We start from the raw sequence: 14,666 nt of genomic DNA, 5'->3' as shown, positions 1-14,666 counted from the left end.
AAAAAATAAACCAAGACCTCAGCTTTCTCTACCTATACAATAGTAATTAACACTTATACAACAATTATTTTCTGTTGCTAACACTAAGGTTAATTTTGTAAAGTGTAATTGGATCATATTCAATTGAATTGATTCTACACAACCCAAAAACTGAATAACTTAACCAAATTTTGACATAGGTTTTTTTTCAAAACCAAATGGCATTTAGGAAGTACCAACCTCCTCTTCACCATACCAAGAATGTACATAAAAAGTACAATGTCCCGGGTAAGATTTCAGCTTTGATTTTAGTTTAAAATAGTTCGCTACTTGTAACGATTGTTCAAGTGGCTATGAAGAAATTTTGAACAATATGATTTTAAGTAAAGTAATGGTCATGAAAAGAATAATTACACTCTTAGTTTTCCTAATCTCCGGATTAACATTTGCACAGACTACGGTCAATTTAGAAGACCAATGTAATTGCGAGGTGTTAAGCGGTACAGATGTTACCGCTCCAGGGTTACCTACTCCTGCAGGAGCAGATATTGGCGATATTTATGTCAATACTGATACCGGTACAATTTATTTCTGGGATGGTGATTCTTGGGAGTTGACCTCTTCCGATGATCAGCAACTTCAAAACTTTACTTTTGATAATGTAAGTGGAGAACTTTCTCTTACACTTGAAAATGGAGGTACAGCAACAGTTATCCTACCGGTAGAGACCATTACTACCTTAACGGGAACGGCTGCATTAGGGAATGCTATTGGTGTTTATGAAAATGAAAACGGTGATTTAGTTACGATCAATGAAACAATTACTACTATCAGTGATGCTGGTGATGGTAACATTACGCTAACCAATGAATCAGGAGCAACAGTAACCGTAGCTAAATCAGATATAACAGATTTAGGTGGTGGTGTATACCAGTTTACAAACGGTGATGGTACAGATGTGACAATTGACACCAATGGAATGTCCATAGATAATGTCATATTAGGTAATCGTATTGCAACGGTTAATGAGGCAGATGGTTCTACCACGGACATCAATGAAACAATTACGAATATTACCGGTACTTCAACCAGTGGAAATGAAATAGGTGTTTACGAAAAGGAAGATGGAACTACGGTTTCCATTCAAGAGAGCATTGTACGAATAGAGGATAATAATGATGGCAACATCACTTTAGTAGATGAAGCCGGAAACAGTGTAACGGTAGCCAAATCTGACATTACTGATTTAGGTGGCGGTGTTTATAGGTTTACAAATGGAGATGGAACGGATGTAGATATCAACACGAATGGCATTGCTATAACAGATGTCGTTGCCGGTAATCTAATTGCCACGGTAACACAAGCCGATGGAACGTTTACAGAAATAGACGAAACCATAACAAATATCACCGGCACTTCAACTAGTGGAAATGAAATAGGTGTTTACGAAAAGGAAGACGGAACAACGGTTTCCATTCAAGAGAGCATTGTACGAATAGAGGATAATAATGATGGTAACATCACCTTAGTAGATGAAGCTGGAAATAGTGTAACCGTAGCTAAATCAGATATCACGGATCTAGGTGGCGGTCTGTACCGATTCACTAATGGAGATGGAACCGATGTAGATATCAACACGAACGGCATCGCTATTACAGATGTCGTTGCCGGTAATTTAATTGCCACGGTAACACAAGCCGATGGAACGTTTACGGAAATAGATGAAACCATAACAAATATCACCGGTACTTCAACCAGTGGAAATGAAATAGGTGTTTACGAAAAGGAAGATGGAACTACGGTTTCCATTCAAGAGAGCATTGTACGAATAGAAGATAATAATGATGGTAACATCACTTTAGTAGATGAAGCCGGAAACAGTGTAACCGTAGCTAAATCAGATATCACGGATTTAGGTGGCGGTCTGTACCGATTCACCAATGGAGATGGAACGGATGTAGATATCAACACGAATGGCATTGCTATAACAGATGTCGTTGCCGGTAATCTAATTGCCACGGTAACACAAGCCGATGGAACGTTTACAGAAATAGACGAAACCATAACAAATATCACCGGCACTTCAACTAGTGGAAATGAAATAGGTGTTTACGAAAAGGAAGACGGAACAACGGTTTCCATTCAAGAGAGCATTGTACGAATAGAGGATAATAATGATGGTAACATCACCTTAGTAGATGAAGCTGGAAATAGTGTAACCGTAGCTAAATCAGATATCACGGATCTAGGTGGCGGTCTGTACCGATTCACTAATGGAGATGGAACCGATGTAGATATCAACACGAACGGCATCGCTATTACAGATGTCGTTGCCGGTAATTTAATTGCCACGGTAACACAAGCCGATGGAACTTTTACGGAAATAGACGAAACCATAACAAATATCACCGGTACTTCAACTAGTGGAAATGAAATAGGTCTTTATGAAAAGGAAGATGGAACAACGGTTTCCATTCAAGAGAGCATCGTACGAATAGAAGATAATAATGATGGTAACATCACTTTAGTAGATGAAGCCGGAAATAGTGTAACGGTAGCCAAATCTGATATTACTGATTTAGGTGGCGGTCTGTACCGATTCACCAATGGAGATGGAACGGATGTAGATATCAACACGAACGGCATCGCTATTACAGATGTCGTTGCCGGTAATCTAATTGCCACGGTAACACAAGCCGATGGAACGTTTACAGAAATAGATGAGACGATTACAACATTGTCCACAGCTGATAGTGTAAACTATACCTATACATCAGAGAATGGAACGCCAACGAGTTTTGATGGTACTGATGATCAAGAAGCATCGGAAGTCAACTTAACAACTCCTTTGGATGTTGATGGTGATAGCGTAGATGAAACAACAGTGGAAGAAGCTATTATTGATTTAGCAGCCAACGCTAGCGATAATCAGAATTTGACAGGTGCAACTTTAAGTGGAACAAATCAACTTCAAATAGATATAGAAAGAGGAAGTTCAACGAGCGTTGACTTATCATCTCTTGTAGAAACGGTAATTGCTGGAACAGGTGCCATTTCGGTAGCTGATGACGGAAACGGAAACTATACGGTTACTTCTACCGATCCTGACGAAGATGAAACGAATGAACTTACCTTAATAGATAGTGGCGCACCAGTAGTAATACCTTCAAATTCAGGTGTTACTTATGTTGATGATGTTGCAGGGCAATTATATGTTTTTGACGGAACAACTTGGCAGCAAGTCGGAGGTAGTGCAGCACCAGATGCTGATCCAGACCCAAATAATGAATTACAGACACTTACTTCTACAGATGGATCGGTAACATTAACGCCATCAGGAAACGACTATGATTTATCTGTAGCTGTTGTAGATGGTACAGAAACTAAAGTTGAATCAGGAAATGCAAATGTTACGGTAACAGGAGATGGGTCTACGGCCACTCCTTATCAAATCAGTAGTGTAGATTTAGATGAGCAAAATGCAACGGAAGTTCCATTGGATGCTCCTTTTGATGTTGATGGAGATACAGTAAACGAAACTACAGTTCAAGAAGCATTAGAAGATTTAGCTGCCAATGCTAGTGATAACCAGCAGGTGAGTAGTGCTGTTGGAATAGTAAACGAAACAGTCAATATCGATTTAGAACGCGGTGGTTCTACTACAATAAACATTCAAGATGCCGATGCCGATGCAACCAATGAGATTCAAGATGCTACGGAAGTAGCTTTGAACACTCCTTTTGATGTAGACGGAGATACAGTAAACGAAACTACAGTTCAAGAAGCATTGGAAGATTTAGCTGCTAATGCCAGTGATGACCAAACGTTAAGTACGGATGGTAATCCTGGTAATGTTAGTATATCCGAAGGAAATGCAATTAGCTTAAATGTAGATGATGCAGATGCAAACGCATCAAACGAAATACAGACCTTAACATCAACAGATGGTTCAGTAACATTAACACCTTCAGGGAATGATTATGATCTTTCTGTAGCTGTTGTAGATGGTACAGAAACAAAAGTTGAATCAGGAAATGCCAATGTTACGGTAACAGGAGATGGTTCTATCGCTAGTCCTTATCAAATCAGTAGTGTAGATTTAGATGAGCAAAATGCTACGGAAGTTCTTTTGGATGCCCCTTTTGATGTTGACGGAGATACGGTAAACGAAACTACAGTTCAAGAAGCGTTAGAAGATTTAGCTGCCAATGCTAGTGATAACCAACAAATAAGTAGTACGGTTACTACTCCAAATGAATTAGTAAATGTTGCTTTGGAACGAGGAAGTAACTTTGATATTGATATCCGTGATGCTGATTCAGATGTAACTAACGAACTTACCTTATTAGGTAATGGTTCTCCAACTGTAACACCAAGTAATAGTGGGGTTACTTATGTAGATGAGGTTGCTGGACAATTATATGTTTACGACGGTACTACATGGAATGCTGTAGGTGGAAATGCATCACCAGATTTAGATGGTAATCCAAATAATGAAATCCAGACAGTAGCCTCAGCAGATGGTTCTGTAGACGTAGTAAGAACGGGAGACGATTTTGATTTATCGATAACCATTCCTGCGAATAACGATAACGATGCAACGAATGAATTTCAGGATTTGAGCTTGACAGGTGACAACCTTACTTTAAGTGATGACCCTACCGCAACTGCAATCGATTTGAGTCCTTATGCGAACAATGATACGAATGAAATACAGACAGTAGCCTCAGCAGATGGTTCTGTGGATGTTGTGAGAACGGGAGACGATTTTGATTTATCGATAACCATTCCTGCGAATAACGATAACGATGCAACCAATGAAATCCAGTCAGTAGCCTCAGCCGATGGTTCTGTAGACGTAGTAAGAACGGGAGACGATTTCGATTTATCGATAACAATTCCTGCTAACAATGATAACGATGCAACCAATGAATTTCAGGATTTGAGCTTAACAGGTGACAACCTTACTTTAAGCGATGACCCTACCGCAACTGCAATCGATTTGAGTCCTTATGCGAATAATGATACGAATGAAATCCAGACAGTAGCATCAGCGGATGGTTCTGTAGATGTAGTAAGAACGGGAGACGATTTTGATTTATCGATAACCATTCCTGCGAACAACGATAACGATGCAACGAATGAAATCCAAGATTTAGGAATAGCTGGAGATCAGTTGAGCATAACGGGTGGTAACACGGTTACTATCCCAACTGCCGATGGTTCGGAGACAATCGTAAACGGAGCAGGTATCAATGCGGTAACTGGTTCAGGAACAACTGCCAGTCCTTATGTTGTAACCGGAACGGAAGTGGATGGAGACATTACAAACGAAATCCAGACAGTAGCATCAGCAGATGGTTCTGTGGATGTAGTAAGAACAGGAGACGATTTTGATTTATCAATAACAATTCCTGCGAACAACGATAACGATATCACGAACGAAATTCAGACAGTGGCATCAGCGGATGGTTCTGTAGATGTAGTAAGAACAGGAGACGATTTTGATTTGTCAATAACAATTCCTACGAACAACGATAACGATGCAACCAATGAATTTCAGGATTTGAGCTTAACAGGTGACAACCTTACTTTAAGTGATGACCCTACCGCTACTGCAATCGATTTGAGTCCTTATGCGAACAATGACACGAATGAAATCCAGACAGTAGCCTCAGCGGATGGTTCTGTAGATGTAGTAAGAACGGGAGACGATTTCGATTTATCGATAACGATTCCTACGAACAACGATAACGATGCAACCAATGAATTTCAGGATTTGAGCTTAACAGGTGACAACCTTACTTTAAGTGATGACCCTACCGCAACTGCAATCGATTTGAGTCCTTATGCGAACAATGACACGAATGAAATCCAGACAGTGGCATCAGCGGATGGTTCTGTGGATGTAGTAAGAACAGGAGATGATTTTGATTTATCGATAACGATTCCTGCAAACAATGATAACGATGCAACCAATGAAATCCAAGATTTAGGAATAGCTGGAGATCAATTAAGTATAACAGGTGGTAATACAATTACGCTTCCTTCCGCCGATGGTTCAGAAACGGTAGTAAACGGAGCAGGTATCAACGCTGTTACCGGTTCAGGTACGACTGCAAGTCCTTATGTAGTTACCGGAACTGAAGTGGATGGAGATATTACTAACGAACTTACCTTTGTTGATGCGGGTACGCCTGCCGCAACAGGAACTACAGGTACTAATAGTGGAGAAACTTATGTAGATACTTTAACGGGACAACTATATGTCTACGATGGTAGTACATGGCAACAAGTAGGTGGAAATGCTAGCCCTGATGCGGATCCAGATCCAAACAACGAAATCCAGACAGTGGCATCAGCGGATGGTTCTGTAGATGTAGTAAGAACGGGAGACGATTTTGATTTATCGATAACGATTCCTACGAACAACGATAACGATGCAACCAATGAATTCCAGGATTTAAGCTTAACAGGTGATAACCTTACTTTAAGTGATGACCCTACCGCAACTGCAATCGATTTGAGTCCTTATGCGAACAATGATACGAATGAAATACAGACAGTGGCATCAGCAGATGGTTCTGTAGATGTAGTAAGAACGGGAGACGATTTTGATTTATCGATAACGATTCCTACGAACAACGATAACGATGCAACGAATGAATTTCAGGATTTGAGCTTAACAGGTGACAATCTTACTTTAAGTGATGACCCTACCGCAACTGCAATCGATTTGAGTCCTTATGCGAACAATGACACGAACGAAATCCAGACAGTAGCATCAGCAGATGGTTCTGTGGATGTAGTAAGAACAGGAGACGACTTCGATTTATCGATAACTATTCCTGCGAACAACGATAACGATATCACGAACGAAATTCAGACAGTGGCATCAGCGGATGGTTCTGTAGATGTAGTAAGAACGGGAGACGATTTTGATTTATCAATAACGATTCCTGCGAACAACGATAACGATGCAACGAATGAATTTCAGGATTTAAGCTTGACAGGTGACAACCTTACTTTAAGTGATGATCCTACCGCAACTGCAATCGATTTGAGTCCTTATGCGAATAATGACACGAATGAAATACAGACAGTGGCATCAGCAGATGGTTCTGTGGAAGTAGTAAGAACAGGAGACGACTTCGATTTATCGATAACTATTCCTGCGAACAACGATAACGATGCAACCAATGAATTTCAGGATTTAAGCTTAACAGGTGACAACCTTACTTTAAGTGATGATCCTACCGCTACTGCAATCGATTTGAGTCCTTATGCGAACAATGATACGAATGAAATACAGACAGTAGCCTCAGCCGATGGTTCTGTGGATGTTGTGAGAACAGGAGACGATTTTGATTTGTCGATAACGATTCCTACGAACAACGATAACGATGCAACCAATGAAATCCAAGATTTAGGAATAGCTGGAGATCAGTTGAGCATAACGGGTGGTAACACGGTTACTATCCCAACTGCGGACGGAACAGAAACAAAAGTTGAATCAGGAAATGCAAATGTTACGGTAACCGGAGACGGTTCAACGGGCAGTCCTTATCAAATTAGTAGTATTGATAATGTTGACGATGCGGATGCCGATGCAACCAATGAAATCCAAGATTTAGGAATAGTTGGAGATCAGTTGAGCATAACGGGTGGTAACACAGTTACTATCCCAACTGCCGATGGTTCGGAGACAATCGTAAACGGAGCAGGTATCAACTCTGTTACCGGTTCAGGAACAACTGCCAGTCCTTATGTCGTTACCGGTACGGAAGTAGATGGAGACATTACAAACGAAATACAGACATTAACATCGACCGATGGTTCTGTAACATTAACACCATCAGGTGATGATTATGATTTATCTGTCGCTGCCGCCGATGGTTCAGAAACGGTAGTTAACGGAGCAGGTATCAATGCGGTAACTGGTTCAGGTACAACCGCCAGTCCTTATGTTGTAACCGGTACGGAAGTAGATGGAGACATTACAAACGAAATCCAGACAGTAGCATCATCAGATGGTTCTGTAGATGTAGTTAGAACGGGAGACGATTTTGATTTGTCAATAACGATTCCTACGAACAACGATAACGATGCAACGAATGAATTTCAGGATTTGAGCTTAACAGGTGACAACCTTACTTTAAGTGATGACCCTACCGCAACTGCAATCGATTTGAGTCCTTATGCGAACAATGATACGAATGAAATACAGACAGTAGCCTCAGCCGATGGTTCTGTGGATGTTGTGAGAACAGGAGACGATTTTGATTTGTCGATAACGATTCCTGCAAACAATGATAACGATGCAACCAATGAAATCCAAGATTTAGGAATAGCTGGAGATCAGTTGAGCATAACGGGTGGTAACACAGTTACTATCCCAACTGCCGATGGTTCGGAGACAATCGTAAACGGAGCAGGTATAAACTCGGTTACCGGTTCAGGAACAACAGCAAGTCCTTATGTAGTTACCGGTACTGAAGTGGATGGAGATATTACAAACGAAATTCAGACAGTAGCATCATCAGATGGTTCTGTAGATGTAGTAAGAACGGGAGACGATTTTGATTTGTCGATAACGATTCCTACGAACAACGATAACGATGCAACGAATGAATTTCAGGATTTGAGCTTAACAGGTGATAACCTTACTTTAAGTGATGACCCTACCGCTACGGCAATCGATTTGAGTCCTTATGCGAACAATGACACGAATGAAATCCAGACAGTGGCATCAGCGGATGGTTCTGTGGATGTGGTAAGAACTGGAGACGATTTTGATTTATCAATAACGATTCCTACGAACAACGATAACGATGCAACCAATGAAATCCAAGATTTAGGAATAGCTGGCGATCAGTTGAGCATAACGGGTGGTAACACAGTTACTATCCCAACTGCCGATGGTTCGGAGACAATCGTAAACGGAGCAGGTATCAATGCGGTAACTGGTTCAGGTACAACTGCAAGTCCTTATATAGTTACTGGAACTGAAGTGGATGGAGATATCACGAACGAAATCCAGACAGTGGCATCAGCCGATAGTTCTGTGGATGTAGTAAGAACGGGAGACGATTTTGATTTATCAATAACAATTCCTGCGAACAACGATAACGATGCAACCAATGAAATTCAGACAGTGGCATCAGCAGATGGTTCTGTGGATGTAGTAAGAACAGGAGACGACTTCGATTTATCGATAACTATTCCTGCGAACAACGATAATGATATCACGAACGAAATCCAGACAGTGGCATCATCAGATGGTTCTGTGGATGTCGTGAGAACTGGAGACGATTTTGATTTATCGATAACTATTCCTGCGAACAACGATAATGATATCACGAACGAAATCCAGACAGTGGCATCATCAGATGGTTCTGTGGATGTCGTGAGAACTGGAGACGATTTTGATTTATCGATAACAATTCCTGCGAACAACGATAACGATGCAACCAATGAAATTCAGACAGTGGCATCATCAGATGGTTCTGTAGATGTAGTTAGAACGGGAGACGATTTTGATTTATCGATAACGATTCCTGCGAACAACGATAACGATGCAACGAATGAATTTCAGGATTTAAGCTTGACAGGTGATAACCTTACTTTAAGTGATGATCCTACCGCAACTGCAATCGATTTGAGTCCTTATGCGAACAATGACACGAATGAAATCCAGACAGTAGCATCATCAGATGGTTCTGTAGACGTAGTAAGAACGGGAGACGATTTTGATTTATCAATAACGATTCCTGCGAACAATGATAACGATGCAACCAATGAAATCCAAGATTTAGGAATAGCTGGCGATCAGTTGAGCATAACGGGTGGTAACACAGTTACTATCCCAACTGCCGATGGTTCGGAGACAATCGTAAACGGAGCAGGTATAAACTCGGTTACCGGTTCAGGAACAACCGCAAGTCCTTATGTAGTTACCGGTACGGAAGTAGATGGAGACATTACAAACGAAATCCAGACACTAACCTCAACAGATGGTTCTGTGACCTTAACAGAGACAAATGACGACTATAATTTATCAGTAAACTTTCCTGCAAGTAGTGATAATCAAAATATAGAGAGTCTAGCAGTTAATACAACATCAAATGTATTGACCGTAGGTATTGAAGACGGTACAAGTCAGACTGTAGATTTATCTCACTTAGATAATACTGGTACCGATAATCAAAATATAGAAAGTCTTGCTGTAAATACAAGTTCTAATGTGCTTACTGTAGGTATTGAGGATGGTAGCAGTCAAACTGTAAACTTATCACACTTAGATAATTCAGGTACGGATAACCAAAGCATTCGGAATTTAACTTTTTCTGGAAATACTTTAACTGTTGGTATTGAAAATGGTAGTTCTGATACGGTAAGCTTGGCTGCTTTGGCAGATAACCAAAGTATACAAGGTTCAGGTTTATCAGGAACTACACTAACGATTGGTATTGAGGAAGGTAGCAGTCAAACAGTAAATTTATCAAGCTTAGCAAACACAGATAACCAACAAATTAGTCTTGCCGGAAACATCATCACTTTAGCAAACGGAACAGGGTCTAATACAACAGTAGATCTTACCGATTTTAGAGATGATCAAAATCTTACTAGTGCTGTTGTTGTACCAAATCAATCGGTTGAAGTACAAATTAATGATGGTACAAATACAACAATAGATATTAGGGATGCTGATTCTGATGCAACGAACGAATTACAAGATTTAGAATTAACCGGCTCAACTCTTACATTAACTAATCCTGCAACTTCAGGAAATAGTGTTGATTTGAGTGGATTAGCTGATCATGACTGGTATGAAGTAGGCGGAACATCTGCTCCAGATGCCATAACCGACAATATTTTTACGGAAGGAAATGTGGGTATTGGTACAACTACTATAACAAATAATAGAGCTTTAGATGTAGAGGGTAATGTTGAAATAAATGATTACCTATACATGAATAGTAAAGAAACCTTAAGGGCAACTGATGGTTGGTTAAGAATTAATACGCATGGCACCAATGGTTTCGGTACAGGCAATTTGTTTAATAAATATACTAGAATAGATAATAGGGTAACAATCAATGAAACAGGTGGCAACTTTGATTTTAGAGTAGAGGGTGATACGAATACCCACCTATTATTTACAGATGCTTCATCTGATGAAGTAGGTATAGGAACCAGTTCACCAGATGCAAAATTAGATGTAGAAGGTGGTACAGTACGTTTTTCTGATTATGGATCAAATGCTATAACGGGAACGCCAACTTCATTAATGGGCGTGGAAGCAGATGGCGATCTTGTTGAAGTTAATTCATTAAAAGCTTCTAAGATTTTCTATCCACCTTCTATAGAAGTAGACGCTTCAACAAATGGTACGGGAAGAACTATAGATTTACACGCTCAATATGTTGCTCAATATGGTTCGCCAATGGTAGCGAGTGCCTCGGCACCAGCAGCTATTCCAACCTATGCTAATACGGAGTTGTATTATTATGTAACGTTTTATGATACGGCTGTGTTTGCTAATGTAAATGTAAACGCGGCAGGTGTAATGACGTATGACGTTATTGGTCAGCCTGCTAGTTACAACTCATTGATTAATGTAGTTTTTGTAGTAAAATAATCTAAACGATAACCAATCGATTTGAAAGCAAAATCTACATATAAAAAACTTGTTCTCAGTATGGTGTTTACTATATTGGGGCTTGCGGTATCCAACGCTCAGTACTTATTGAGAGCTCCCGATGATACGGCAGAAGAGACCAGAACCAATTTTCGTTGGTACGAAGCGCAGGATACAAGTACTATTTTAAGTACGGACCCTTTCTTGGAAGTAGCCGATCAAGGAATTTATTTTGCAACCTATGACGGTACTTTATGCGGTAAGAATGCAACCAGCTATTTTATAGTTACCAATTGTAATTCCCCATATAACGAGGTAACGTTAGATATTAGTGATAATACAGATAACCTTTCGGCAGGAGCTACCGTTAGTTGGAATCCGCCTTTGCCAGGTGATCAAAGTGCACCAATGGTAATTGCAACACAAAATGTAGAGCGCTATATAGCAACCATTACTAAGGCAGGAAATAACAAAAGTTTACCCAGTTTTACCGTAGTCTGTATTGACGAATCTGCTATTCTTGTTGACGATTTTGTTACAGTAGATGAGGACAGTTCTGTAATTGTAGATATTTATGCTAATGATAGTGAAGTACCTACCGAAGGTAATCTTACGACTACCGACCCAGCAAATGGTTCGGTAAATATTGATAATAACGGAACACCTAACGACCCTACGGACGATATTGTAACCTATATTCCTGACCCAGATTATAATGGTACGGATACATTCAATTATACGATTTGTAATATTTTCGGAGACTGTAGTACCGCTACTGTTACCGTAGATGTGCTACCAATTTTAGATACTATAGATGATAGTGTAGCAACTGCAGAAGACACACCGGTTGTCTTGGATATTCTTGCAAATGATAATGATCTTCCATCTCTAGGAACCTTAACAACAACGAATCCATCTAATGGAACGTTGACGTTAGATGATGGAGGAACTCCTAATGACCCGTCTGATGATTTAGTGACCTATACACCTAACGAAAATTTTGATGGTACGGATTCATTTACGTACACCGTTTGCGATACAGCAGGCAATTGTGATACGGCTACGGTAACTATTTTGGTTAGTGATGCTATTGACCTAGATATGGATGATGATGGAATCTTGGATAGTTTTGAAGACTTGAATTTAGATGCCGATAATGACCCCGCAACCAATCCAACGGATACGGATAATGACGGTGTACCAGATTATCTAGATATAGATAGTGATGATGATGGTATTCCTGATAATGTAGAAGCGCAGAGTACTATTGATTATGTAGCTCCAAGTGGAGTAGATGTTAATGGTAACGGTGTTGATGATGCGTATGAAAATAATGGATTATTGGGCATTATCCCAGAAGATACAGATGGTGATGATTTACCGGATTATGTAGATGAAGATAGTGACAATGATAACATTCCTGATAGAATAGAAGCACATGATCACAACAGAGATGGTATTCCAGACGTTGTATTAATTGGTTCAGATAAAGATCGTGACGGTCTTGATGACGGTTATGAAGGAGAAACCACGATTGATCTTGATGTTAATGATGAAATAAACGATCCTTATAATGATTTACCGAACACAGATGGTGACGGAGAATCTGATTATAGAGATACGGATGATGATAATGACGGCATCCAGAGTAAAGATGAGGATGTAAATATAGATGGTAATTACGCCAATGATGATACAGATGGCAATGGTATACCTGAATATTTAGAGCCTAATGCAGAAGAAGATCCTATTGAAGTATTTAATGTGGTTACGCCTAATAATGATGGAGCGCATGATGTGCTTACGATTAAAGGTTTAGAGAAATACCCAGATAATTCAATTAAGATTTATAATAGATGGGGTGTTTTGGTCTACACTACGCAGGCCTATAATACCGAAGGAAATGTATTTGACGGAACCTCTCAAGGTAGAGTAACCGTTGATGCCGATAGAAAACTACCGGTAGGTACATACTTCTATATTTTAGATTACAAAGATGCTAAGGGTGAACAACAATCACTTTCAGGATACATATATATTAACAGATAGCAGTAACGATGATCCCAAATCTCAGAAAAACCGCTCGTAAACTTGGTGTAACGTTTGCCCTATTATTTATGGCAACCATTCAAAACGCCATTGCTCAACAAGATTCCCAGTACACACAGTATATGTATAATACTGTAAGTGTAAATCCCGCGTATGCAGGTTCACGAGGACATATAAGTACGGCTCTTTTGCACCGTTCGCAATGGGTTGGTCTTGACGGGGCTCCTACAACACAGACATTTAATATACATTCGCCTATAGGATATAGGGGTGTAGGTTTGGGTGCGTCTATTGTAAACGATAAAATTGGACCTACTTCTGAAACCTACATAGATATAGATTTCTCTTATACCGTTTATACGTCTTCGGAAGGTAGATTAAGTTTTGGTTTAAAGGGAAGTGCTCACTTACTAGATGTTCGTTTTTCAGAACTGAATCAATTTACTTCGGATAACAGCTTACAGAATGATATAGAAAATAAGTTTTCACCCAATTTTGGTGCTGGTGTCTATTATCATAATGAAAGGTTTTATGCAGGCCTTTCTGTACCTAGAATTTTACAGACCCTTCATTTTCAAGAAGGCTCCGATCCATCAACCGCAAAAGAACAAATGAACTTTTATCTTATTACAGGATATGTTTGGGATTTGAATGACAACACAAAATTTAAACCGGCCTTATTGACCAAATTGGTTACAGGTGCACCTTTACAAGTAGATATCTCTGCGAACTTTATGTTTAGTGAAAAGTTTATTCTTGGAGCAGCTTACCGCTGGGATGCGGCGGTTAGTGGTATGGTTGGTTTCAATATATCTAAGAAGTTCTTGATTGGTCTTGCTTACGATCGTGAAGTTACAGAGCTTGGTAAAGCGGTCTTTAATTCGGGTTCTTTTGAGGCTATTTTACGATATGATTTCATCAGTACAAAAGGCAACTTAAAATCGCCTCGTTTCTTTTAAAATACTTCTTTAGTAAGAATGGATTTTAAAATTCTATT

General features: G+C 39.7%; 3 protein-coding genes. All 3 read left to right on the top strand.

What is annotated here, in order from left to right; genetic code table 11:
- The first annotated feature begins 376 nt into the window (after positions 1-376).
- From HW347_RS10980 to HW347_RS10970, 3 genes are read left to right on the top strand one after another with little or no spacing between them, the layout of a single operon-like run.
- The gene (locus HW347_RS10980; RefSeq protein ID WP_214611912.1) at positions 377-11,620 is read left to right on the top strand and encodes a beta strand repeat-containing protein; all 11,244 of its coding nucleotides are present in this window, start codon (positions 377-379) and stop codon (positions 11,618-11,620) included.
- Between the two features lie 60 nt (positions 11,621-11,680).
- Positions 11,681-13,669, top strand: a complete 1,989-nt coding sequence (locus HW347_RS10975) for an Ig-like domain-containing protein (protein WP_214611911.1) — start codon at positions 11,681-11,683, stop codon at positions 13,667-13,669.
- An 8-nt stretch (positions 13,670-13,677) separates the two neighbouring features.
- Positions 13,678-14,628 (top strand): PorP/SprF family type IX secretion system membrane protein, encoded by a 951-nt coding sequence (locus tag HW347_RS10970; RefSeq protein ID WP_155597500.1) that lies wholly within the window; start codon positions 13,678-13,680, stop codon positions 14,626-14,628.
- Positions 14,629-14,666: the final 38 nt, after the last annotated feature.

The sequence above is a fragment of the Zobellia barbeyronii genome, assembly GCF_018603515.1.
GTDB lineage: Bacteria > Bacteroidota > Bacteroidia > Flavobacteriales > Flavobacteriaceae > Zobellia > Zobellia barbeyronii.
Note: the sequence above shows the minus strand (reverse complement) of the source record. Positions and strands in the feature narration are given on the sequence as shown.

Coding starts and splice junctions, on each gene's coding strand:
- HW347_RS10980 (WP_214611912.1), top strand. CDS start 377: ATGAAAAGAATAATTACACTCTTAGTTTTCCTAATCTCCGGATTAACA.
- HW347_RS10975 (WP_214611911.1), top strand. CDS start 11,681: ATGGTGTTTACTATATTGGGGCTTGCGGTATCCAACGCTCAGTACTTA.
- HW347_RS10970 (WP_155597500.1), top strand. CDS start 13,678: ATGATCCCAAATCTCAGAAAAACCGCTCGTAAACTTGGTGTAACGTTT.